The 24,687-nt window shown below is 58.2% G+C and carries 22 protein-coding genes; 2 read left to right on the top strand and 20 right to left on the bottom strand.

Annotated features, from left to right (window positions below):
- Positions 1 to 2: 2 nt before the first annotated feature.
- From ispG to ndk, 4 genes are read right to left on the bottom strand one after another with little or no spacing between them, the layout of a single operon-like run.
- On the bottom strand, positions 3 to 1,307 hold the full coding sequence (gene ispG, locus CR155_RS05335; protein ID WP_102068957.1) for a flavodoxin-dependent (E)-4-hydroxy-3-methylbut-2-enyl-diphosphate synthase: 1,305 nt from the start codon (positions 1,305 to 1,307) through the stop codon (positions 3 to 5).
- Positions 1,304 to 1,798 (bottom strand): helix-turn-helix domain-containing protein, encoded by a 495-nt coding sequence (locus CR155_RS05340; RefSeq protein WP_102068958.1) that lies wholly within the window; start codon positions 1,796 to 1,798, stop codon positions 1,304 to 1,306. Before CR155_RS05340 ends, ispG begins: the two co-directional genes overlap by 4 nt.
- Positions 1,795 to 2,952, bottom strand: a complete 1,158-nt coding sequence (gene rlmN / locus CR155_RS05345) for a dual-specificity RNA methyltransferase RlmN (RefSeq protein ID WP_102068959.1) — start codon at positions 2,950 to 2,952, stop codon at positions 1,795 to 1,797. The genes CR155_RS05340 and rlmN overlap by 4 nt, the downstream gene beginning before the upstream one ends.
- A gap of 37 nt (positions 2,953 to 2,989) precedes the next feature.
- Entirely contained in the window at positions 2,990 to 3,415 is a 426-nt protein-coding gene (gene ndk, locus CR155_RS05350) for a nucleoside-diphosphate kinase (RefSeq protein WP_102068960.1), read from the bottom strand.
- Between the two features lie 333 nt (positions 3,416 to 3,748).
- Here ndk and CR155_RS05355 point away from each other — a divergent pair, with 333 nt between their 5' ends.
- Positions 3,749 to 6,613: a valine--tRNA ligase gene (locus CR155_RS05355; protein WP_102068961.1), complete on the top strand. Its 2,865-nt coding sequence runs from the start codon at positions 3,749 to 3,751 to the stop codon at positions 6,611 to 6,613.
- 110 nt (positions 6,614 to 6,723) lie between these two features.
- Here the strand turns inward: CR155_RS05355 and trmD are convergent, their stop codons facing one another.
- The 5 genes from trmD to alaS all read right to left on the bottom strand — a co-directional run bounded on the left by trmD (position 6,724) and on the right by alaS (position 11,537).
- A complete protein-coding gene (gene trmD / locus CR155_RS05360; RefSeq protein WP_102068962.1) occupies positions 6,724 to 7,575 on the bottom strand; it encodes a tRNA (guanosine(37)-N1)-methyltransferase TrmD in 852 nt (283 codons plus the stop codon).
- Positions 7,576 to 7,622: 47 nt separating this feature from the next.
- Complete coding sequence (rimM, locus tag CR155_RS05365; RefSeq protein ID WP_102068963.1) at positions 7,623 to 8,255, bottom strand: ribosome maturation factor RimM; 633 nt, start codon at positions 8,253 to 8,255, stop codon at positions 7,623 to 7,625.
- A gap of 24 nt (positions 8,256 to 8,279) precedes the next feature.
- On the bottom strand, positions 8,280 to 8,534 hold the full coding sequence (rpsP, locus tag CR155_RS05370) for a 30S ribosomal protein S16 (RefSeq protein ID WP_102068964.1): 255 nt from the start codon (positions 8,532 to 8,534) through the stop codon (positions 8,280 to 8,282).
- A gap of 122 nt (positions 8,535 to 8,656) precedes the next feature.
- Positions 8,657 to 8,905, bottom strand: a complete 249-nt coding sequence (locus CR155_RS05375; protein WP_102068965.1) for a sulfurtransferase TusA family protein — start codon at positions 8,903 to 8,905, stop codon at positions 8,657 to 8,659.
- A 4-nt stretch (positions 8,906 to 8,909) separates the two neighbouring features.
- The gene (alaS, locus tag CR155_RS05380; protein ID WP_102068966.1) at positions 8,910 to 11,537 is read right to left on the bottom strand and encodes an alanine--tRNA ligase; all 2,628 of its coding nucleotides are present in this window, start codon (positions 11,535 to 11,537) and stop codon (positions 8,910 to 8,912) included.
- A 30-nt stretch (positions 11,538 to 11,567) separates the two neighbouring features.
- Between alaS and CR155_RS05385 the strand changes: the two genes are divergently transcribed.
- The gene (locus CR155_RS05385; protein ID WP_102068967.1) at positions 11,568 to 11,780 is read left to right on the top strand and encodes a hypothetical protein; all 213 of its coding nucleotides are present in this window, start codon (positions 11,568 to 11,570) and stop codon (positions 11,778 to 11,780) included.
- Positions 11,781 to 11,837: 57 nt separating this feature from the next.
- Here CR155_RS05385 and CR155_RS05390 read toward each other — a convergent pair whose 3' ends face one another.
- The 11 genes from CR155_RS05390 to CR155_RS05440 form a co-directional block, all read right to left on the bottom strand.
- Entirely contained in the window at positions 11,838 to 12,854 is a 1,017-nt protein-coding gene (locus tag CR155_RS05390; RefSeq protein ID WP_143705180.1) for a hypothetical protein, read from the bottom strand.
- Positions 12,855 to 12,868: 14 nt separating this feature from the next.
- The gene (locus tag CR155_RS05395; RefSeq protein ID WP_102068969.1) at positions 12,869 to 13,438 is read right to left on the bottom strand and encodes a type 4 pilus major pilin; all 570 of its coding nucleotides are present in this window, start codon (positions 13,436 to 13,438) and stop codon (positions 12,869 to 12,871) included.
- Between the two features lie 27 nt (positions 13,439 to 13,465).
- Complete coding sequence (locus CR155_RS05400; protein ID WP_102068970.1) at positions 13,466 to 14,587, bottom strand: type II secretion system F family protein; 1,122 nt, start codon at positions 14,585 to 14,587, stop codon at positions 13,466 to 13,468.
- A complete protein-coding gene (locus CR155_RS05405) occupies positions 14,584 to 16,383 on the bottom strand; it encodes a GspE/PulE family protein (protein ID WP_102068971.1) in 1,800 nt (599 codons plus the stop codon). Before CR155_RS05405 ends, CR155_RS05400 begins: the two co-directional genes overlap by 4 nt.
- Before the next feature lie 5 nt (positions 16,384 to 16,388).
- Positions 16,389 to 16,910 (bottom strand): hypothetical protein, encoded by a 522-nt coding sequence (locus CR155_RS05410; RefSeq protein ID WP_143705181.1) that lies wholly within the window; start codon positions 16,908 to 16,910, stop codon positions 16,389 to 16,391.
- Positions 16,822 to 18,198, bottom strand: a complete 1,377-nt coding sequence (locus tag CR155_RS05415; protein WP_102068973.1) for a type IV pilus inner membrane component PilO — start codon at positions 18,196 to 18,198, stop codon at positions 16,822 to 16,824. Before CR155_RS05415 ends, CR155_RS05410 begins: the two co-directional genes overlap by 89 nt.
- A gap of 5 nt (positions 18,199 to 18,203) precedes the next feature.
- The gene (locus CR155_RS05420) at positions 18,204 to 19,718 is read right to left on the bottom strand and encodes a hypothetical protein (RefSeq protein WP_233213918.1); all 1,515 of its coding nucleotides are present in this window, start codon (positions 19,716 to 19,718) and stop codon (positions 18,204 to 18,206) included.
- A 71-nt stretch (positions 19,719 to 19,789) separates the two neighbouring features.
- Entirely contained in the window at positions 19,790 to 20,728 is a 939-nt protein-coding gene (locus CR155_RS05425; protein WP_102068975.1) for a TrbG/VirB9 family P-type conjugative transfer protein, read from the bottom strand.
- Between the two features lie 260 nt (positions 20,729 to 20,988).
- Positions 20,989 to 22,305, bottom strand: a complete 1,317-nt coding sequence (locus tag CR155_RS05430; RefSeq protein WP_102068976.1) for an extracellular solute-binding protein — start codon at positions 22,303 to 22,305, stop codon at positions 20,989 to 20,991.
- A gap of 7 nt (positions 22,306 to 22,312) precedes the next feature.
- Positions 22,313 to 23,566 (bottom strand): D-amino acid dehydrogenase, encoded by a 1,254-nt coding sequence (locus CR155_RS05435; protein WP_102068977.1) that lies wholly within the window; start codon positions 23,564 to 23,566, stop codon positions 22,313 to 22,315.
- Positions 23,567 to 23,644: 78 nt separating this feature from the next.
- A complete protein-coding gene (locus tag CR155_RS05440) occupies positions 23,645 to 24,679 on the bottom strand; it encodes a CDP-6-deoxy-delta-3,4-glucoseen reductase (RefSeq protein WP_102068978.1) in 1,035 nt (344 codons plus the stop codon).
- Positions 24,680 to 24,687 lie beyond the last annotated feature (8 nt).

Genomic DNA, 24,687 nt, shown 5'->3' on the forward strand with positions numbered 1-24,687 from the left:
GGTCAGACCCGCCCTTTGTAATTTTCCGGATGGCCGGCGCCATATCGACGTTCGACGTACTGTTCGACAATGGATTGAAATTCCTGGGCAATGCTGTCGCCCTTTAACGTTACTGTGCGCTGACCGTCCACGAAGACTGGCGCAGACGGAACTTCGCCTGTGCCCGGCAGGCTGATGCCGATGTCCGCATGCCGGCTTTCGCCAGGCCCGTTCACGACGCAGCCCATCACCGCAACGTTCATGGTTTCAACGCCGGGGTAGCGGCTTTTCCAGACCGGCATCTGTTCGCGCAAATAGGTCTGTATGCTGTCGGCAAGTTCCTGGAATACCGTGCTGCTGGTACGGCCGCAACCCGGGCATGCTACCACCATGGGCGTAAAGGCACGCAACCCCATTGTTTGCAGGATCTCCTGCGCGACGATGACTTCGCGCCGCCGATCGCCGCCAGGCTCTGGTGTCAGCGAAATACGAATGGTATCGCCTATGCCCTGCTGCAGGAGCACCGACAATGCCGCCGTGGACGCCACAATGCCTTTGCTTCCCATTCCGGCCTCGGTCAGTCCGAGGTGCAAAGGATAATCGCAGCGCCCTGAAAGGTCGCGGTATACGGTGATCAGATCTTGCACGTGGCTGACCTTGCACGACAGCACGATGGCATTCGGTGACAGGCCAAGTTCTTCGGCGCGCTGGGCATTGCTGATGGCCGACACGACCAAGGCATCACGCATGACCGCCTGTGCATCCCTGGGCTGAAGATGTGCGCTATTTTCGTCCATCATGCGGGCAAGCAATTCGTGGTCGAGGCTGCCCCAGTTCACCCCTATGCGAACCGGCTTATCGTGGCGGCAAGCGATTTCTATCATCTGGGCGAAATTGTCATCGCGCTTTTTTCCGCCGCCCATATTGCCCGGATTGATACGGTACTTTGACAGCGCCTGGGCGCATTCTGGAAACTGGGTCAGCAGCTTGTGACCGTTGTAATGGAAATCACCCACCAGGGGAACCGAAACGTTCATGCGGTCGAGCTGTTCGCGGATCGCGGGGACCTCGCGCGCCGCTTCCGGCGTGTTCACCGTAATGCGTACGAGTTCGGATCCCGCCATGGCCAATTCCTTGACCTGGATGGCCGTTGCGACGGCATCGGTGGTATCCGTATTGGTCATGGACTGCACTACGACGGGCGCCCCGCCTCCGATCCGCACCGAATGACCGCCCCAGGTCACCACGGCCGTGCGCGTGGGTCGCCGTGGCGAGGCGCCAACAGGTGAAGAAGGGATGCCGGGAGCGTTGCCTGGAAGATCGTTCATTTTTTCAGGGATTTGAGCCAGTCGAAAATAAGCCAGGAATCGGGGATCCAGCCACGCTCGATCGCGTAGAAACCAGCGACGAAAAGCAGGACCAGGATAATAAGCAGCCAGCCCCAGGGCCTGTGCACGGGCTCGCCGTGGATGGGTAGGTCGGCAGGCCCCAGCGAACCGGCGTGGGTTACGGGCACGGTTTTCGCCGCCGTTGTGCCGACCTGGTTGTCGAGCATGGATAGCAATGCCTCGACGTCGGCCTCGAGGTAGCGCGCGTAATTCTTCACGAAGCCTCGTAGAGAAACGCCCGATGGAAGACGGTCCCATTGCTCGGTTTCCAGCGCATCGAGTTGACGGCTGGTGAACTTCAGCCTGGCCGAAACTTCACCAGGCGATAAGCCACGGGCTTCGCGCAGACTGCGTAGCGTGGGTCCTACTCCCATGGGTACGGGAGGAGCCACGACTTCAAGCCGGGCCTCTTTCAGCAATGGTTGATTCATCCACGCTCCTGTTTGATTGCAATGACTGCCCGGTCGGGCAAGCGCTCGTTGATGCGAGTGCGGTCTTTAACGTCGCCTGCGAGTTGTCCGCAGGCTGCGGCGATATCGTCGCCACGGGTCTTGCGCACGGTGGTGACCAAGCCCGCGTCCATCAGACGCTGGGCAAACAGACGTATGCGTGCGGCGGGTGAGCGCTTGAGCCCGGACTGCGGAAATGGGTTGAAAGGAATCAAGTTGAATTTACAACGCACCTGCTTCGCGATGTCGATGAGTTCTCGGGCATGTTGATCGGTGTCGTTGACACCGTCGAGCATGATGTACTCGAAAGTGATGAAGTCACGCGGCGCATGTTCGAGATAGCGGTTGCATGCCGCCAGGAGTTCGGCCAGAGGATGCTTGCGATTAAGGGGTACAAGCTTGTCGCGCAGTGCATCGTTGGGTGCATGCAGCGAAACAGCCAGTGCAACCGGGCAGTCGCGGCCCAGCCTGTCCATCATCGGCACCACCCCGGACGTCGACACGGTGACGCGCCGACGCGATAGCCCATAGGCGTTGTCATCGATCATGAGGCGCAAGGCGCCGAGCACCTGATCGTAATTGAGCAGGGGCTCGCCCATGCCCATCATGACCACGTTGCTGATCACGCGCGCCGGCTCGGGCACGGCCTCGGCCTGGTCGCCCACGCGTGCACTGGACAGGTCCGCTTGAACGGCCCGTTTCGCGTACCATAGCTGGCCGATGATCTCGGCGGTGGTCAGGTTGCGATTGAAGCCCTGATAGCCGGTCGAACAGAAAGGACATGCAACGGTGCAACCTGCCTGGCTGGATATGCACAGGGTGCCGCGATCGTCTTCAGGAATGAAGACAGTCTCGATGGCATTATTCTTGCCAACGTCGAACAGCCATTTGCGCGTGCCATCGGCAGAGCGGTGCTCGCTTGATACGTCGGGCGCATGAATCGAACAGTGCGCGGTGAGCTGCTGGCGGAATTCACGCGCCAGATCGGTCATATCGTCGAACGAATCCGCGCCGCGCTGATGTACCCAGCGCTGCAATTGCTTGGCTCGAAACGGCTTTCCGCCCCACCGGCCAACCAGATCGGTCAGGGCCGCGGTATCGAGGCCCAGAAGATTGATGGGTTCAGTAGATGACATAACCTTGGCGCAGTGAATAAGATGCAATCCTGACGGATTAACGGCTGTGGATGGTGCTTTCGGCAAAGAAGAAAGCGATTTCGGCGGCGGCGGTTTCAGCGGCGTCGGAGCCGTGCACCGCATTGGCGTCGATGCTGTCGGCGAAATCGGCGCGGATTGTGCCGGCTTCAGCCTTCTTGGGATCTGTCGCGCCCATCAGGTCGCGGTTCGTCTGGATGGCGTTTTCACCTTCCAATACCTGTACGAATACGGGGCCAGAGATCATGAAATCGACCAGGTCTTTGTAGAATGGACGCTCTTTGTGCACGGCGTAGAAGCGTTCTGCATCTTCGCGCGACAGCTGTTGCAAGCGGGCTGCAATGACTTTCAGGTTGGCCTGTTCGAAACGGGCCACGATTTGACCGATGACGTTCTTGGCGACTGCATCAGGTTTGATAATGGAAAGGGTACGTTCAATAGCCATATAAAATCCAAAGAATAGGTGGGAATTTTGACGTTGTCATTACGCACGACGCCTTCCGGACAGACTCGGCTCAGAAGAAGGACAACGAAAACCCGGGTTGCATAATGGTTTTCTTAATAAAAACAATAACTTTGACAATGTTTTTGTTAACCGGGCATTTTAACATGCCTAAGCACAGGTGCCATATCATAAAATAGCGTTACCTGGCCGGTCGTACCAACATCCGGTTTTGCCGCCGAACCCGCGCCCGGACCCCGGTCCGCACGCCTTTCCGGTTTCATATATAGTCAGACTTTCGCCGCTCTGCGGCTGTCTGCATTTACTTTTTACACCATGACCAACGAACTTGCACCGACCGACCCCGCACAACTCTCCAAGAGCTTCGAACCGCAAGAACTAGAAAAGCGCTGGTACGCAGAATGGGAACGTCAGGGCTACTTCACCGGCGGCCAGCATGTGCATCCTACCGGTCACCGTAGCAGCCAGCCTTTTGTCATCCAGTTTCCTCCACCGAATGTGACGGGCACGCTGCACATGGGACATGCCTTCAACCAGACGATCATGGACGGCCTGGTGCGTTATCACCGCATGCGGGGCGACGATACGGTGTTCATCCCCGGCACCGACCATGCGGGTATCGCCACCCAAATCGTCGTCGAGCGCCAGCTCGATGCCCAGAATATCTCGCGACACGACCTGGGCCGCGAGGCTTTCGTCGAAAAGGTCTGGGAATGGAAGCAGAAATCGGGCAATGCCATTACCGAGCAGTTCAGGCGCCTGGGTTCGTCCTGCGACTGGAAGCGCGAGTACTTCACCATGGACGACAACCTTTCCCGAGGGGTGGTGGAAACCTTCGTGCGTCTGCATGAACAAGGATTGATCTATCGCGGCAAGCGACTCGTCAATTGGGATCCCGTGCTTGGAACGGCGGTGTCCGACCTTGAAGTCGTCAGCGTCGAAGAAGATGGCTTCATGTGGGAAATCCGCTATCCGCTCACAACACCGGTCGGCGATATTGAATACCTGGTCGTGGCGACCACACGGCCTGAGACCATGCTGGGCGACGTCGCCGTCATGGTACATCCCGAAGACACACGCTACGCTCACCTTATTGGCGCGACAGTGACGCTGCCGCTGGTAGGCCGCCAGATACCGGTCATCGCCGACGACTACGTAGATCGCGAATTCGGTACCGGCGTGGTCAAAGTCACGCCGGCGCACGACTTCAATGACTACGCCGTCGGCCAGCGCCACGGACTGGACATGATCAGTGTACTGACGCTCGATGCAAAAATAGCGGACACTGCCCCGACCGCCTACCAGGGCATGGACCGCTTCGAAGCGCGCAAGAAAATCGTCCAGGATCTTACCGAGCAAAACCTGCTCCAACTGGCAAGACCGCACAAGTTGATGGTGCCGCGCGGCGATCGCACGAATACTGTCATCGAGCCCATGCTTACCGATCAGTGGTTCGTGGCAATGAGCAAGCCGGCACCGGGCGGCACATTGAACCCCGGAAAAAGTATTACCGATGTGGCCTTGGAAGTTGTGTCCGATGGACGCATCAAGTTCTATCCTGAAAACTGGACCACGACGTACAACCAGTGGCTGGAAAATATTCAAGACTGGTGCATATCACGTCAGTTGTGGTGGGGCCATCAGATTCCGGCCTGGTACGCGGAAGACGGTCGCATTTTCGTGGCGCGCACCGAAGCCGAAGCAAGCCAAAAAGCAATTGCAGCCGGTGTCAGCGGACCACTGACGCGCGATGCCGATGTGCTCGACACCTGGTTCTCATCGGCGCTGGTGCCCTTTACGGATCTGGGATGGCCCGAGCAAACTCCCGACCTTGCGCGCTACCTGCCGTCCAGTGTCCTGGTGACCGGCTTCGACATCATATTCTTCTGGGTTGCCCGCATGGTGATGATGAGCATGCACATGACTGGCAAAGTCCCCTTCCAGACCGTTTACGTGCACGGCCTCGTGTGCGACATGGAAGGCAAGAAAATGAGCAAGTCCAAAGGCAATACGATCGATCCTGTCGACCTTATCGACGGCATCGGGCTGGACGAGCTGCTTGAAAAGCGCAGCACCGGGCTAATGAATCCCAAGCAGGCTGCCAGTATCAGGAAAAAGACCGCCAAGGACTACCCCACCGGGTTCCCTGCATACGGTACGGACGCACTGCGCTTTACCATGGCGGCCTATGCCACCCTGGGGCGCAACATCAATTTCGACCTGAAGCGCTGCGAGGGCTATCGCAACTTCTGCAACAAGCTGTGGAATGCGACGCGCTTCGTGCTGATGAACACCGAAGGCCATAACCTGGTGGCACAGGCCGACGCCGCCCAGGCACCAGGCGAACTTTCCTTCGTCGATCGCTGGATAATCAGCCAGTTGCAGCGCCTCGAAACAGAAATTGAACGCGGTTTCACGGATTATCGTTTCGACAATATTGCCAATGCGCTCTATCGCTTCGTCTGGGATGAGTACTGCGACTGGTATGTCGAACTGGCCAAGGTACAAATCCAGCATGGGACTCCGGAGCAACAGTTGGGGACCCGCCGCACACTTATCCGGGTATTGGAAACCGTGTTGCGGCTGGCTCACCCCATTATTCCGTACATCACGGAAGAGCTTTGGCAGAAAGTCTCCGTGGTTGCCGGCAAGCGCGACCCACACGACAACACCAGCATTTGCGTGCAGCCCTACCCGTCTGCCAATGACGCGATGCTGGACGATCAGGCCGAGGCACAGGTGGCGTTGCTTAAAGCCCAGGTTGAAGCAGTACGGGCCTTGCGCGGAGAAATGAACTTGTCGCCCGCACAACGCGTCCCGCTGATCGCGCAAGGCGAACGCGACATGCTACAGGCCAACGGCCAGTATCTGGCCGCGCTGGCCAAACTCGAGACCGTGGATATCGTCGATCAATTGCCCGACGTGGGCGCACCAGTCCAGGTTGTAGGCACGACCCAACTGATGCTGCACGTCGAAATCGACATCGACGCGGAACGGCTGCGCCTGGGCAAAGAGATCGACCGCCTTCAGAATGAAATAACAAAGGCACGCGGCAAACTGTCGAACGCCAGTTTTGTGGAACGTGCCCCAGCCGCCGTGGTGGAACAGGAAAAGCTGCGCATGGCCCAATTCGGTGAAACATTGCAAAAGGTGCAGGAACAGCTGACCAAGCTGGCCTGATGAACACCGGGCGTGGCTACGCCGACGTAGCGACGCCCGACATAGCGACGCCCGACGTAGCGACGCCCGACATGTTCAATGCCGGGGCATTACATCTATTACTGGCGTCGCTACCGGCGACCTTGCGAGCCAGGCTTGTCGACGCCCGATGTAGCGACCCGCGATGTGCCGACGCTGCAGGCACCTGATTCATGAAGAAATTTTTCGTCGACCCTGGACAACAGGCCAGCCTCGCGGGCGGCGGCAATCAGATCGGGACGACGCGCGGCTGTGATGGCCAGGGACTGCTGGCGACGCCACACGGCAATATTTGCATGGTGCCCGGACAACAATTCAGCAGGGACGGATTCGCCACCGTAAACTTCGGGTCTGGTGTAATGTGGACTGTCCAGCAGCCCGGTCAACGCGGTGTTGAAAGAGTCTTGAAGGGCGGAGTGCGCATCGTTCAACGCGCCGGGAAGCAAACGAACGGCGCTGTCAATAATCGCAAGCGCGGCGATTTCTCCCCCAGACAGCACAAAATCACCCATGGAGACTTCGTGGGTGACGTTGCGGTCGATGAAACGCTGGTCTATGCCTTCATAGCGTCCACAAATCAGGATGGCGCCCGGACCATTGGCCAATTCCTGAGCCATGGCTTGGTCAAAGCGCTTGCCTGTGGGACTCATCAGTATTACCGGGCTGTCGTCCGGTAATGATGAATCCGACCTCGTTCCGTGCAGCTCTTCCCTGCTTTTCCGCGCGGCGCTGACAGCCTGCTCCAGCGGTTCGGCCATCATGACCATACCAGGACCGCCGCCATAAGGCCGGTCGTCGACTGTGCGGTGAACATCGTGGGTGAAATCGCGCGGATTCCATAAGGCCAACGACCACAGTTGCTGCTTGTGGGCACGCCCGGTCACACCGAGATCGCGCACCACCGAGAACATATCGGGAAATAGAGATATAACATCGAATCGCATTGCGCCCGCCTTGCTGCTGTAATAACAGTCTTACCGCAGCGTAATAGTCAGAATTCGACCGGCCAATTGCTATCGAGGCGTTTTTTGGCGAGATCCACGGTATGGACATGGGCATTGACAAAAGGCACCAGCACTTCAATGGCACGGCCTTTCGCAGAGCCTTTGTCATTTTGCATCAGAACCAGGTCTCCGTTGGCATCCAACCTAGCACGTGCCACACGCAATAACGCATGAGCGCCGTTGTCGACTACGTCGATCACCTGGCCGATAAGCGCGGGTTGGCCATCGAGTTCGCCGAACAACTGGCAGCCGATCAGGTCGACCCAGTAGTACTCATCGTCGTCGGCAGACGGAAAATCGCCTCGGGGTACCCAGACCGTATGCCCTTTCATGGCTTCGGCGTGGTCCCGGTCGGCGACAGTACTGAGTTCGGCGACGATCGTGGACCCCTGAGGGCGGCACGCAAGCACGTCTGCGGAAAGAAAAGACGGCAAAGCGCCCGTGCTTCCAACCGGAACGGGCGCTTTCAACCACCAGGTTTTTGCCGCAAGCAAAACCTGCGCATTCGTGGAATGCGGCTGGATCTTGACCCAGCCCCGCACTCCGTAGGCTGATACCACACGCCCAAGCTCTACCAAATCCGCAGGAGCTTTGACGTGTGTGGAATCAGCCTTGGCCACTATGAATGCTGTGTAGCGCTGCTATCAGGCAGCGGCTTTGGCCGAGAAATCTTTAACCAGACGTGCCACTGCAGGCGACAATTGCGCACCCTTGTCGGTCCAGTACTGAACGCGATCCAGGGCAAGACGCAGGTTTTCCTGGCCTTCGTTGGCTACAGGGTTGTAGAAGCCCACACGCTCAATGAAGCGGCCATCGCGGCGATTACGCGAGTCGGCTGCTACAACGTTGTAAAACGGACGCTTCTTCGAGCCGCCACGGGCTAGACGAATCACAACCATTGGTAATCCTTAAAATATACTGTGAAAAACAAAAGATTCTAGCACTTTTCGGGCCGCTTCCGCAAACTCAATCGGTATCGCGACGTTGTCGACAACTAAAAAACGACAGGAAGAACAACCATTTAGCGACGCCGCAAAAAGTGGACGGCCGACCCCTCGGTTTCGAACTGGCCTTCAAGCACGTTGCCGGTTTGCTTGGCAAAGGCCTGGAAGTCCCGCAAGGCATGCGTATCGGTGGTTATCACCTTCAGCAGTTGTCCGCTATGCAATTGAGCCAATGCTTTCTTGGCACGCAGGATCGGCAGCGGACATTTCAGGCCCGAGGCATCCACTTCAAGATCGGCAGCCAGTCCGCCCAGGGTATCGCTCATTGCGTCAAGCCAGTCCCAGACGTTCGCGTACCCATGCATCGGCACCGGCGATCGCATCATTGAGCGCTGCGATATCGGTACCGCCGCCCATGGCCATGTCGGGACGTCCACCGCCCTTGCCACCCACTTGCGCCGCGACCAGGCTAACGAGGTCGCCCGCCTTCACCTTCCCGGTAAGATCGGCGGTCACGCCAGCAACAAGGCTGATCTTGCCATCGGCCACGGTGGCCAACAGTACCACCGCCGACTTCAGGCGATCTTTAAGCTGGTCGACCATACCTCGCAAGGCTTTGGCTTCGACACCCGACAGGCCGGCGACCAGGAGCTTGGACACGCCGTTGAGATCGACTGCCTGGCTTGCCAAATCGTTGCCGGCGGCGGAGGCTTGCTTGCTGCGAAGCTGGTCGAGATCGCGTTCGAGAGCCTTGATCTGGCTTTGAAGAAGAATGATACGGTCTACGAGTTCGGTGGGCTGAGTCTTCAACATGCCTGCTGCACGCACCAGGGTATCGTTGGTCTGCTGCACCCACTTGAGCGCATTGTCGCCAGTGATGGCCTCCACACGGCGTACGCCCGCGGCGACACCGCCTTCGGACACTATCTTGAACAGGCCGATATCCCCCGTACGCGTTACGTGTGTTCCTCCACACAGTTCGCGTGAGGATCCGATATCCAGAACGCGAACGACATCGCCATACTTTTCGCCGAATAGGGCCATGGCCCCACCCTGCACCGCCTCGTCATAAGGCAGCAACTGTGCATTGGTGGCATGGTTATCCAGTATTTCCGCATTGACCAACTGTTCGACTTCGATGATTTGAGCAGGCGTCAGCGGTGCGTCGTGCGCAAAGTCGAACCGCGTCTTGTCAGCGTCGACCAGGGAACCGCGTTGTTGCACATGTGCGCCAAGGACCTGCCGCAAAGCCTTGTGCATAAGGTGAGTGGCCGAGTGGTTGCGCACCGTGCGCGCGCGCCGCAGCGTGTCAACCCGCGCATCTACCGTATCGCCTACAGACAGCGCACCATCGAGCAAGCGGCCGTGGTGGCCGAACACGCCGTTCTGGATCTTTTGCGTATCGGCAACCTCGAATCGCGAGCCGCTGCCCAGCAGCAGCCCTGCATCGCCCGCCTGGCCGCCGGATTCCGCGTAGAACGGTGTGGCATCAAGCACCACGATAGCGTCCTGGCCCGCCGCCAATGTTTCGACCGATGTACCGTTGATGTACAGTGCGGTGACCCTGCCCTGACTGGCCAGGTTGTCGTATCCGTCGAAACGGGTCTCCGCCCCACTATAGGACAGGCCTTCCACGGCTTTGAACTTGCCTGCCGCGCGCGCCTGTGTGCGCTGCCGGTTCATGGCCAGTTCAAAGCCTTCGTGATCGACGTTGACGTTTCGTTCACGGCAAATATCTGCCGTAAGATCTACCGGGAAACCATAGGTATCGTACAGCGCGAACAGCGTCTGACCATCCAGCATGCCATTTTCGGGAATGTTTGCCAGCGCCGAGTCGAGTATCTTCATACCGTTTTCCAGCGTTTCACTGAAGCGTTCCTCTTCTTGCTTGATCACCTGCTCGACGCGGGACTGCTGGGCGGCGAGCTCTGGGTAAGCCGTGCCCATTTCAGCGACAAGGTCGGCCACAAGGCGGTAGAAGAACGTGCCAGACTGGCCGAGCTTGTGGCCATGGCGCAAGGCGCGGCGCACGATGCGGCGCAATACGTAGCCTCGGCCTTCGTTGCTGGGAATGACGCCATCCACAATAAGAAAACTGCAGGCGCGAATGTGATCGGCAATGACTTTGAGCGAATTATTGTTCAGGTCAGTCGCCCCGGTTTCGCGCGCAGCGGCCTTGATGAGAGACCGGAACAGGTCGATCTCGTAGTTCGAATGTACATGCTGCAGGACGGCAGCTATACGTTCGAGGCCCATGCCGGTATCGACACAGGGCTTGGGCAATTGCGGCATATTGCCGGCGGCATCGCGCTCGAATTGCATGAAAACGAGGTTCCAGATTTCGATGTAGCGGTCCCCATCCTCCTCGGGCGATCCCGGCGGCCCGCCCCAGATTGCGGGACCATGGTCATAGAAAATTTCCGAGCAAGGACCGCAAGGACCGGTGTCAGCCATTTGCCAGAAGTTGTCCGACGCATAACGGGCGCCCTTGTTGTCGCCAATGCGGATGATGCGTTCGGTCGGAACGCCAATTTCGTTCGCCCAGATGTCGTAAGCCTCGTCATCTTCTTGGTATACGGTGACCCATAGCTTTTCGGCAGGCAGCTTGTAGACGGACGTAAGCAGTTCCCATGCGTGCTGGATTGCTTCGCGCTTGAAGTAGTCGCCGAAGCTGAAGTTGCCCAGCATCTCGAAAAACGTGTGGTGCCTGGCCGTATAACCGACGTTTTCCAGATCGTTATGCTTGCCGCCCGCGCGCACACAGCGCTGCGATGATGTGGCGCGGCTATAGGGACGCGTGTCTTTCCCGGTGAAAACGTCCTTGAACTGCACCATGCCGGCATTGGTGAACAATAGAGTTGGATCGTTGCCCGGCACCAGCGACGATGATGGCACGACCTGGTGCCCCTTCGACTCAAAGAAAGACAGGAACTTCTGGCGTATTTCGGATGTTTTCATTGCAGAAAAACACTAATTGATAAGTAACCTTTGATTATAGGGGGTGTTTCGTCAAAAACGCTAAGCCGCAAGGAAGGCGAGCAGCTGTGCAACCGTCCACACGGCAATCGCGACGAGAAGCTTGCTTGGCGTGATTGGCAGGCCGATGGGCTACTGGACGCACTGCTGAAGCACGGCAGCAGGCCGGGACTCGAAGCGCGCCCTGTTGCTCCGCTACCCGATCAGCCCAAGAAATCGGAATGAGCGATGTTGTAAAACCGCTTCAACTCTATGCAGATCCAGTGCAGGAACCGTGATGCGTCAATCCACGCACAGGTAACCCACAGTGCGCCCCTCGGGAAATGCCTGAGGCCCACTATCGGAAATCAGCACAGGATTTGATCCGGACGGACATCCGCACGTACCAGTGACCGGGTTTGCGGTCGAGCCTCCGGCTCGCGTCAGGCAGCCATACAATAGATTCACCGAATAACCGCCGCCCCCCGTTCGGCTGGATGAACGCCAAACATTTTCGCGACAAACCAGCAAGCCGCCATTTTTGTCCCGTGCTATGGCCGTATCCGCCGAACAAGGGCTGTGCAGTTCTTCCTGCGCCCCCAGGTGCACATACTGCGCCACGTGTAGATCGCTCCGTGCATTGATATTGCCCTCCACAGTGGCCATGCCGCGAAATTGAGGGTCGCGGGAATCGCGTACGCGGAGGAAATCGAGATGAGCCAGTTGTTCGGCTGTGATGGCCAGCGCCACCGTACCAGGAGGCAAGGCTGCGCCGGGTCCCGGCGGATTCGGCATCTGGAACGCCGCTCCGCGAAAGAGATGCGGCTGGGATGTGGAGACCGAGCCACCCCATCCTTGAGCGGCCATCAGCCATTGCGCCACCATCTGTTCGTTCACCTGCTGGCCTGAGGAAACCCTGAACGGTATGGTGCTGTAAACGATCGCTTCGAGGCGGCACGAAAGACCAGGACAAGAGCCGTGCCGCATCAATCGAACGGCTGCGCTCCCCGCTGCCGCGACGGTCTCCGGAAAGCCGGGTGTCAATAACCCGTCCGCCTTGAGCTCGTTGATTGTCGGAGCCGCCCAGTCGGCATAACCTTTGGCATTGAGCTCACCGGCATCATCCGCCTGGATCAGTGCATCCGCATAACGCCCAATGTAGTCATGTACCGATTTTTTAACCGACATCATCCATACCGCACCCGCCTGCGCCTGCGCATCATTGATTTTATTGACCAGTGTATTGGTGGCCCATACGGCGACAAGCGTCGTCACGATTGCCGCGACGATAAGTTCGAGCATGACAAAACCTTGCTGCATCCGCATATCCGCCTCTAGCCGGCGGTGAATACAAACGTGTTTACGTCACCCCTGGCGCACTTGGACTCGACGGTCAACGCGCTGTAGTGAATGTTTTGGCTGGCATCTTTCACCACGATAGCCGCGCCATTGTCGGGCGCGACCGTTATGACGTCGGACACACGCTGCATGACCGAAGCGATGGAAGGACATGCCGCATTATTGACTTTCGACAAGGTGATCTCGAAGCTTTCGGTCGAAGCTGAAACCCCTACGCCTACTTCACCATCGGTGCCAAGCCCGTGCAACACCTTTGTGCTTGCGCCCGTCCCGGAGACTGTAAAGACGCTGGAATCACGCACCAGATTTGCAAAATTCGTGATATCGATACCCTCGTAAGGATCAGATGTCCCGGTTGGAGCGTTTACTTTCGTTTGCAGGATGAAGCGCGCCAGTTCCTCGCCGACCTTGGGGACTTTATTTTCGATGAGATAGCCGCCTATGGCCGGCACTCCGATGATGGCCAGCAACAATACAATGGCCGAAACAATCGAGACTTCGATAAGCGAGAACCCTTGTTGAGCACGTATAGCAGCAACAGACATGACAGCTCCTTGAAGTTGCGCCCGCCCTTATCGGCTGGCGTAGAAAAGCATCATCGACCGACGCAGTTCGTCGATGACGGCGTAATGCCAAAGACCCAGACCCAGCAGGCAAGCCAGGCTCGCCAGCATCAATGCCCAGCGCAAGGCCAACGCCTGCCTGGCTACAGTGCCCAGGACCTGGGATCGGAGGCGCTCGCCTCCCAGGATCAATCCGGCCTGAAGTCCACGGGCGGCCACCATGTCGGCCAGGAACCATAACTGTGATCTATCGAGCAGACCGGTATCGAAGGTATCGGCGCCAGCGATACCCGCGTCGATGCGATTCAGCATGGCGTTGATGTGGCTGGCCTGCCATCTGGACGCGCCGGTCCTCTGCATGACGAGAGCGGTACGCAATTGCGTCGACTCGCTTCCATCGCGGCCAAGCACGACGGCGAGCAAAGTCAAAAAGCGCAGCGCCGCAACGTAGCGGTATACGCGCCACAGGGCGAATCGCTCCAGGCGGCGGCGCAACGGCCCACAAGTATTAGGCAACGACCACAGTACGAGAAGGCCTCCGCCCACAGTCAGCACTGTGATGAACGGCCAGTTGTCCTGGATGAGGTCCGAGAACCCGAGCAGCGAACGGGTTAGACCGCCATGGTATTCGGATGGCACGGTGGAGAAAGTACGCATCAGGCGCGGTACCGTGAACCAGGGAACCGCCAGCACCATGCAAAATGCCAGAAGCAGCGCCATTGCACCCGACCATAGGGTCGCCGTGAGGGTGGCTTTGGCGCGGGCGGTCAGCTGCAACACCTGCGCCAGCTCTGCCAATGTCCTGACCAACGCGGCGTTCCCAAACGATTGCGCCATACGTATCAGACCGAGTTCGTCCTGTGGAAAACAACCCAACCACGTCGCGTAGAGGTCGCCGCCCGTCAATTGGTAGGCATGATTCCACCGTCGCGACAACCTGCCTCGTACCGAGTTCACGCCATAACGCTTGGCATCCCGCTCGAAGATTTCCCTGAGCGTACGGCGCCCCTGCATGCCTTGCAACAATGCGCCAAGGTAATCGTAGTAGTCGGCCCGGACTCTGGCAAAGCGGAAACGGTCCACAGCGTATTGGATGGACTTCAGACAGTGCTCACGGGAATGGTGGCTCATGGCACTGCCCTGAGTTGCGGCCTGGAAGGCCGAGGCCCCGGATGCAGATCACGAAGCAGCCGTTCAGTTTCGAATGCACGGAAGCGCAATTCGATATCCCGGGGATCTATCAGGCCGTGACTGGCCTTTGCAACAGCACATTCCATGGACGTTCGCATACTAATCGAGTCGTTTTTTGAATGCGGATTCAAGACAGGTGCACGCTCGAGCGCCGCGTAGGCGCCACGGCGGATGCCTTGCAAAAATTCAGGCCATAGTGCCGGCTCTATCAGTTCAGCGACGACAGTGCGGCCCGTGTAGCCGTTCAACTCGGGAACATGCGGTTTAATGCAGGCCGGACAGCCCTGGGAATTGCGTATGCGAAAGGACATAGTCGGCAAGCCGTACAGCTCTTCAATGAGACAGAGCCAACAACGCCATTGCGCAGCAGTGCGATGTGAGGCTTCATGATCGACCACGCCCGCGGCAAGCGCCTGTGCAGGCAGAGAACAATGTGGACACAGCGTCGGCAAGAGTGCCTGGCAGACCAGGAGCTTGAGCATCCCGGGCGCAGCAAGAAAATCGCGCGACACACCAATGAAGTCAGAGGCCAGGCGTTCCGGCACTTGCGTTGCGCACGGTGCGTGCACCGTCGTGTAGACGTTGACACCCGAACCGGCCAGATCCATGAATGCCCTTGCGGTTTCCTGATCGCGAATCTCGCCCAATAACACGTCACTCATAGCTGATCGCTTCAGCGCCCTGAGCTTGGCCGCATAGTCTTGATGGGCCGTCTTGTCCAGGTTTCTGGCCACCGTGTTCTGTATGGCATCGGGAATCAGGTATTCCACGGGATCTTCGATGGTGATTACTTTGCGGTGCGAAGGAAGGGCCGCGATCAGGGAAGCCAGGGTGGTGGACTTTCCTGAGCCCACCGTACCGGCAAACACGATTGCGCCGCCTTCCGACACCATTACGCGCTTGATCTGCGCGATCTGGTCGGGCAGGTAGCCCAGTTGTTCAAGCGTTGGCAACTGCGCACATCCTTCCCGTTTCAGCAGGCGCAAGCATACGCTGGGTCCGCGCTCGGAAGACAACGAAGCCCAGCGCAGCATGATGTCGCGTCCTTCCACCTGGCGAATGAGGCTTCCCTGTTGCTCTATCGTTGGATCGAACACGGCGCCATTTCCACCGCCAATGTCCATCCATGCGACCGACAGCATATCCACCAGCAGACCGGTCGGCATGCGGCGAAAGCGCTCGGGCGAGACATAGCGTCCCGATATGGTGTACTTGACTTCGGATTCCGGCTCGCGCAAGCATACGTTCACGTGCAAGTCGCTGGCGCCGTTGCGTACACCCCATTCGACGAGATCGTGAAATGCATCGGCCAAGGCTGTCTTGGATTGTGCCAAGTGGACGAGGGGCTGACTGGCAAGCGTTTGTGCCGTTATCTGCTTGCGCGCGATAGCCAGAAGCAAGGGCGCCGCCAGAACGTAACGCGACGGACTGGCCAGCACCTGACCTGACTTGACGATCAAATGAGCAAGCTCATCGGCCTGATCGCTGCCAACATGTTCAGCGAGCGCGAACACGGCGACGGTCTGGTCGCTCAATAAAACAGGGCATAGACGTGCGGCGAGTGCGTCGACATTGAACTGACTGCTCAGCGAGCGTACGAAGCCCGGCTTCATGTCGGCGAGTTCACCGGGACTGGATACGACGACCGCCTGGGCAGCGTCGAATCGCGCGGGAATCGATGTTGAGGCAGGCGACACGCCGAGCGAATGGCGTCGCCATGAAGAAAACGCAACCATCCCATTTACCTCCATGCAGGAGACAGGCACAAGGTGTGGGCTTCTTCCTTGCGTTCGAGTTGGACACACGAACCTGAAATTCCGCGCAACTTATATGACGACGCGCTGGCCTTCATTCCGACCGGCAAAGCATGCCCACGCATGTATACGTACGCCTGGGCGCCAATTTCGACTTCCGCGAGCAGCTTTTTCCCGACGCCGTATATCCCCACGAGTTTCAATGAGCCGCTACGCGAGACCGGACTTTCCTCTTCTGCTCCTTGCGACTTCTTGTCCAGGTTGCGCAACGATTTCCTGGCGCGTCCAAGCGCCAGGTCGGTCTCGATGCGCATCAACTCGCGCACGGACATCTGGTCGGCAGCCGGTCCGTCCAGGGACGCCCAGGCAGGTCGTGGCGCCATGGCGCACAAACCCAGGAACATTCCCAGCACCGTTGCCTCAATAGAGGATTTCGCCCTGGTCGACACGGTGATCGGCCGGTACGATGGCCGGGCGGAACTCATGCGCGACAGACGTTTCGGTTTCATAGAGCACTCCTTGGAGAGACAGGCTCAAGCCACTATTCGTCAAGCCTGGTTTATCAACATCGCGAACGACCAGCAGTGCCTTGTTCCATTCAATGGATGCGGCGTACGGCAGCATCAGGCTGGCAGATCGCAAGGGACCGCTAAAGCGCAACGACCGGGACTGATACGTCGTCAGTCCGGGCGGCTTTGGATGCATCTGTCCTTTTTCGTCGCTGGGCACGGAAAGCGGGAGCGGTGAGGGTTGGCCTATCTGCATCTGATTGAACGCCATCCGGATCGATTGGAGCGAGCTGAACAGTTCGCGCTCGTTATGCGAGGAGGTTTTCAGGTGGGCGACGCTCACCGGCACCCCAAAAGAGCCGGCCTCCCAGGTGGGCCGCGCCTGCTCGATGGAGATGAACTCGACCCGCCAGTGTGCCGGCGCGCCTGCCAGGAATTCGCTGTTGCTCGCCTGAGCAGTGCTTCTGTCATAGCGAGCGTGACATCGCCACTTATGCAATTGCCGGGTGCACTCGGCCTCCTTCAGTGCCCACCCGCCTACACGGACCTGTAGTAGATGGAGGGTATCAAGCAAACTGCGAGTGCCCGCCAAGCCATGAACAATCCGGCCTTGTATCGCTTTATCGACTGCGGCTTTCCAGGCCAGTCCTGGATCATCGGGCTGTCGTTGCGCGGGGGCCCGAACATTCGGGCGAAGGCCATGAAGAGCGCGCGGCACAAGCAACACAAGAACCAGTGCCAGCAAGAAAAACTGCACGGGCCAAGGCAAGATCGGCGTCCAGCGTCGCAATGCGCGCAAACGGCTATGATGGGAACTTGCCGCCTCAATGGCACCCAGGCCGGGTGATACTGGGGCCTGGGGATCGCCGAGCACCACCAGTTGAGGATATGACTGGCACAGTTCGGAAAGCACGAGTCGGGCGTCGGCACTTGACCCAAACAGGCGATCTGTACGGGCGATCACTGCCCCTTCATGCACCGCGACAAGCCAGAACCCGGCCTGTCCGAGATCCAGCAGCAGTGCTATGGTTCCCGCGGAGAAGAGCTGGGCAACGTTCTGCGCCGCGGAATACAGACCAACCTTACGTTGGGTCCTGCCGCCCTTCAGCCTGGCGATACCCACGGAGGCGGCCGAATCGCCTGCCAGCACCATGTGGGTGGCGCGGTGATGTCTCGCCAGGCGCGAACCGACTCGCTCCACTTTGCCGCCCAGCAATGGCAACCACTGTAGACCGAACACCAACGTGGCCGACGGCAAAGGCATGATAACGAGTTCGTCATTGGCCATGCCGTTCAATACCCTTCTTCGACCTGTGCCGTAACGACCATGACTGTGGTCAGGTTCTGAGATGATGCACGGTCGCTTCCTCCCAGCGCAATAGGAACGCCAGGATTCAATCGTCGCCCTTCGGTTTCTTCCTGGCTGCGATCAAAACCGGAAATAACCAAAGGCTGGCCGGGTTGCAGCGCGACCTGCTGCACGGTACCGTTTCCATCTATGGTGATCTGCTGCAATTGCAGGGGGTTGTCTTTGTCGCCAAAGGTGACGGTCTTTAGCGGTTGCGCCACGGTGTTGTCGTAGGCGACAGACAGCAGGATCTGTCCATCATCCTGGGCATCCGGCACCAGTGTAATCAGGGAGCCCACTGTCTCTTCCCGCTGGCTCACCGAAACAGACGGCAAGGCCATGCCCGCACTGGTTGAAAGTGCTGTCGTCTGGACTTTATCAATATATGAGAAGGTCGTTCTTACGGCGTGGGTGACGGGGCGCCGGTTCAGCGTGAGCACCGGCATGCGGCTGCGCCGCAATACCCGCCCGACCTGGCTCAATGCCTTGATGATGGCATCCGATCCCTGGAAGGATCCTTCATTCATGCCGAGACTCATGCTGGCGGCTTCGACAAGGCCGGATCCCGGTACCGCCAGAGAGGCTGCGACTTTCGCGCTGGAAAATACCAGATTCCAGTCCAGACCGGCCTCGGCGTTGTCATTAACGGCGACAGTAAGCTCTTCGAATACGAGGCGCACCCGACGGGTCAAGGCCCGATTCTCGTCGTCGAGGTAGCGTCCGATACGTTGCAAGACGGCAGGGGTATCGGTAACGACAATTGAAGAACTGCCACCCGACTCTGCCACCAACACGCCTGCGTGCGAAAGAAAAGGTTCGATGCGCGAGCGCACGACGCCAAGCAGATCCTGGGTACTGCTGCTCAGGACAGTTTTAGATGTGCTGACAAAACCTTCGGTTTTTGTACCGGCGCCCAAACCGAGGGACGCTTCAGCACTGGCGTTCAGCGTCAAGGCACGCACATTGAAGACCCGCGTCTCAGTGCGATAGAACTCAATGCGGTCATTTCGGTATTGCCACATGACGCCCAGACGTGCGCTGATGCGATCCAGTATCCGGGCCAGCGGCTCGGGTCCTCCGGATAAGGTGACAATACTGGGAGCCGCTATCGCGTTGCCCTTGGCGATTACGCCAAGACGGGGCGCGAAATGTTCCAGCGGCAGCAACGCGTCGGGTGCAACAAATACCGGAATATCAGTTGCCGAGGCGATGCGCTGAGCCAATCGGGATAAATCCATGGCTCCGTCTGCGAACATTAACGTGGTGTTGACATTGGCCCGCAATGCAGGTGGCAGGGTTATTTCCCGCGCAAGTGGACGGGCCCGGCCAACCAGCCACGGCTTGTCTACCACCTGGGCTGCCCGCCTCTCTTCCTTGCTGCCAACCGAACGGGCGAAGCCTTCGTGCTGGGCCTGGGCGCTGGAACGCGCCTGGCTTATCACGGCCACCATATCTTGCATTCGTTCACCGACCGCACAAGCTGACAGCAGAATGCATGACAAGGTCGCAGGCAGGCATCGCATCAAGGCCATTACGAAGCCCCCGCGCCAGCAACCGTGCGATCGCACTGCTGGGCATATGGGACGATACGCAGCACCCGGTTGGAATAGAAACATGGCCGCAAAGGCCGGTCCGCCAGTTCAGTGCTTGCCACAAGATCCTGCACCGCAGGCTTGAAACCTGGTTCGAACGTCGCAGATGCCACAATGGGGATATCGGCATCAACGGCCCAATGCTCGGACTCGAAGGTCCATCCGACGGATTGCGCCCAGCGTGTCAATGCCAAGCGCAAATTCAGGTCTTTGGGACTCACGGTATAACGTTGCGGCGACTCGTCTGGCATGCCGGATGCCGGCAAGGCTATGGAATTTGCACTGTCCCTGGACGCAAGGGCAGGATTCAGTGGTAGCTGGACAGGTGGCTGTGCCGCTGTCTGCAGATCTGGCTGCACGGTCGCCGGAGCGACTTCAGGATCGGCGGTCGCAGTGGCCATGGTAGTGGCCGCTGGCACGATCGCAGGTGCAGCTGGAGACGCATCGACAGGAATCATGGTCGGCGTGACGGATGTAACGGTTGATGCAGAGACCGGGACGTCAGAGGAAACGGGCAGCTGTTCGACCCAACTTTGCAGTCGTCCGCCGCGCAAGACCAACTTGGGCCAGACACCATCCAATACTACGTAGGCACCTTCCCGCTTGTAATGCAAGGCTCGATCGCCTGCGGTGGTATGTTCAAATACTGCCGGCAGGGGCCGCTGTGGCGGAAACTGAAGCCATGTCTGTCGTCCGTTGTCGAAAACCTGAATTGGCGCGACTGCCCTGTCGCCCGACAGACGCCATGCGAAGCTGTAGTGTGAGACCGGGCCGGCAGTTGGCTGATTCTGGAAAGGATAGACCAAGGCCCAATCGGGCAGGCCCGAGCACGCCGACAAGAATCCAGACAGTATCGAAGCAATAAGCATTCTGGCCATATTCAGATCCAAGATAGTGATTCACGCCACCTTGGCGTTTCAGCTATCTTGGGCGCCACTTCTTTTTGCCGCTAGACAGACTTTTACGAATAGAGGCTTTTATCGTCCCTATTCCAACTATTTATCCCCAATAAATCAATCACTTAAAGCAAGCATCCGGCGGAAAATGCGAAACACCCCGTGGGCTGGAGTTGCCCATGGGGTGTTTCATTTCTTGCGGGAAGGCGGTGGCGGCAGCGCCGTTGCCGAGGACTCTTCCTTTACTGCATGAGCTTGCCTGCTTCAGCAGAGGCTGACTTCAGTGCTGTCACCGCTGGCTGCTTGCCATTGAAAGCCCCGTCAAGCTTCTGCTGGAACATGGCACGGATCTGCGGATAGTTCTTGATGCGGAAACCGCGAGACGTGACTGCTGGCTTTGTAGCGTAGACCGCTACAAGCTGCTGCCAGTCGCCAAGATTCTTGTAATACGATTTATCGGTCTGGTCGAACGCTTGCTTGGTCAAAGGCAAAAAGCCCGTGTTCTGGAACCAGCCGGCGGCCTGTTTTGGCTGGCTTAACCAAGACAGGAACTGAAGGCTGGCTGCATCGCTTTCCTTGGGATGCCCAGATATCGCCCACAGCGCGGAGCCGCCCACGAATGGATTCCCAGGCTTCGGCGTGACTTCGGGGTAATACGGTAAGCCACTGATGGCAAAGTCGAGTTTCTTCACGTCTTTGAACCAGCCCAGGTTGCTGGATGTCGACATCAGCACGGCGCACTCACCCTGGGCAAAACGCTTGGCGGCCACCGCATCGTGTTCTGGCTTGACCAGCAACTCTGTGCGGACCCAACTGATCATCATCGACAGATGCCGTATGTACATCGAATCGAATGAAAATACGGGTGTACCCTTGGATGTCAAACCATTGCCTTGCGTGGTATACGGCTGGTTGTTTACGGCTGCCAGGTTCTCCAGATTGACCGATACCGACTGATCGCTGGTCAGCGGGCAATTTCGCGAACCGTTATTCGCCATGGTGACCAACTGGTCCTGCAACCCTTTCCAGGAACGTTGCGGCTCGGCGGGTTTGATGCCTGCTTTCTTGAATGCGTCCACGTTGTAGTACATGACCGGAACGTCGACCATATACGGAAAGGCGACAAGTCGGCCTTTGGCATCCCGCATGAACGTGTTGAATTCCGGCAGGAACCACTTGGCGTCCTTGATCGGGTGCTTGGCGATCAGTGCGTGCAGCGGTTGTATGTAGGACCGTGCTGCAATATTGTCTGGCGCCCGTGCGTCATCGAGCTGAACCAGCGCTGGCTTGTTTTCGCCTTTCTTGACCTTGTTCAATGCCGCCTCGATGTGCTGCGGAGTGTCGAAGGACTTCAACTGGACCTTGACATCTTTCTGATCTTTGTTGAAATCCTTGACCAGTTCTTCGAAGACTTTTTTATTGTAAGGGTTAAGCGAGTGCCAAACCTGGATGTCAGTCGCGGCTGCGGCTGCCATGGAAGAAAGTAGCAAGGATCCGGCGCTCATCCACGCCAGCCGACGCCCCGAACCAAGAGCGTCAAAAAACCAATGTTGTGTCATAAAACAATTAACCTAGAAAAGGAAATTCGGGTTCGGGTTGGCGGCCCGAAATGATGTCGGCCAAGGCGCGGCCTGAACCAACGCCCATGGTCCAACCCAATGTACCGTGGCCGGTATTGAGATACAGGTTCCGGATTCTTGTCTTGCCGATAAGAGGAACATTCGAAGGTGTTGCAGGGCGCAGTCCCGACCAGAAGCGTACGTTATCAAAATCCAGCGCCGTTGGAAACAACTCTTGGGCGAGCCGCAGCATATTATCGCAACGGATTGTATTAAGAGCACGCGAATACCCGGAAAGTTCCGCCGTGCCCGCCATACGCAGTTGATTGCCCAGACGGCTGTATACGACTTTGTGTGCGCTGTCCGTCAGGCTGATTGTCGGCGCCGCGGTTGCATCCACGATATCGAACGAGGCGGAATAGCCTTTGGCCGGATAGACATTGCAGGGAATACCCAGGGGTGCCACGAAATGCGGCGTATAAGAACCCAGCGCGGCCACGTAGGCATCAGCGTGTACGGTTTCATATAAACCGTCCGGCCGGATGACTTCCGCCCCGGTGATTCGTCCACCCGCGGGTATCAACCGGGTGAGCTCGGTAGAGTAACGGAATTCCACGCCCGCATGTCGCGCCCGCTCGGCGAGAGCCGTCGTAAACAAATAGATGTCGCCGGTTTCATCTTCCGCGGTGTAATCACCGCCCACGATTGAGCTGCGCATATGAGCCAGGGACGGTTCCAGCTGGACGATTTCGTCGGTCGTCACGATGCGCCGGTCTACGCCGAAGTTGCGCATGACGCCCGCCATTTCCTGGGAACTTTCAAATTCAGCGGGATCCCGATAGAAATTGATAATGCCCTGTTCGAGGTGATCGTATTGTATGCCCAGGTCGCTGCGCATATGACGCAATGTATTCCGGCTGTATTCTGCAAGACGAACCATGGCACGTATATTCGGCGCGAGGCGACCGGGCAGGCATTCACGCAGGAACATCAGGCCCCACCACCATTGGCGCAAATCAAATTGCGGACGAAACAGCAAGGGCGCATCGTCCCGAAAGAGCCAACGAGCGAGTTTAAGGGGCGCCTGCGGATTTGCCCAGGGCTCGGCGTAAGAAACCGAGATCTGGCAGCCGTTGGCTCGACTGGTTTCCTGGGCAGGCCCAGTTTCGCGGTCAATGACCACCACGTCGTGTCCCGCCTGGTTGAGCCACCATGCGGTCGAAATTCCGATAATACCGCTACCCAGTATTGCTATTCTCATAGTCGTTGCCTTTGCCGCTGATGAAGAGAGGCGCTATAAGACGCCTTTGCTGCCGGCCCGCGCTCTGTCCGCGATCGCCTAGGGTACGTCGGCTTCCGTCGTGAATGCGTCGGCGAAGAAGTCTTCTTCGGGCAATCCTCTGTTCCCAATAAACGCTTTCCTGGCGCTTTCCACCATGATGGGAGCCCCGCAGGCATATACCTGATACCCGGAAAGATCAGGAAAGTCATCGAGTACAGCCTGGTGGACAAACCCGGTACGACCGTTCCAGCCATCTTCGGCTCGAGCGTCGGACACCACCGGCACATAGCTGAAATGGGGCAAGGTCTGCGTCCATTCCATCGCCTTGTCGTGCATGTACAGATCGCCTGGGCGGCGCCCCCCCCAGTACAGGACTGCCTCGCGCTGGTTGCCGGACTCAATCATGCGCTCGACGATGGCCTTTATGGGTGCAAAGCCCGTGCCACTGACCAGGAAAATTACCGGCTTGTCGCTATCGTCCCGCAAAAAGAATGAACCGAATGGCCCTTCGACACGCAGGATCTCGCGAACTTTCATCTGCGTTGCGCCGGCTCCGAATACATGATCGGTGAAGACGCCTCCTGGCGTGTGGCGAATGTGGAGTTCGACCAGGTTGTTTTCGGACGGCGGCGTGGCCATGGAATAGCTGCGCCGGCGGCCATCCTTCAGGATGAATTCCAGATACTGTCCCGCATAGAACCGAAACGGGTCCGTAGCAGGCAATTGCAGCTTTATTATCATGACGTCGCTGGCGGCGAGGTCGAGGGCCATGACGCGGGATGGCATCTTGCGTATCTGGATGTCGCTGGCCATGCGGATTTCGTGGGCCTCGATCAACAGATCGGACTGGGGCCTGGCCTGGCAGAACAAGGTATAGCCCTGCGCCAGGTCTTCAGGAGACAGTATCTGTGCGGGACTCGGTCCCGCATCGAATTCGCCCGAAACCACCTTGCCTTTACAGGTCGAGCATGCTCCATTGCGACAACTATAAGGCAGAACGATGCCCGCCGCCAGGGCGCCATCGAGCACGGACTGGCCCTCTTCGACCTGGAATTCGTGATTGCTGGGGTGAACCGTGACCTTGAAACTCATAATCGCTA

It is taken from the genome of Pollutimonas nitritireducens, from assembly GCF_002849615.1.
GTDB lineage: Bacteria > Pseudomonadota > Gammaproteobacteria > Burkholderiales > Burkholderiaceae_B > Pollutimonas > Pollutimonas nitritireducens.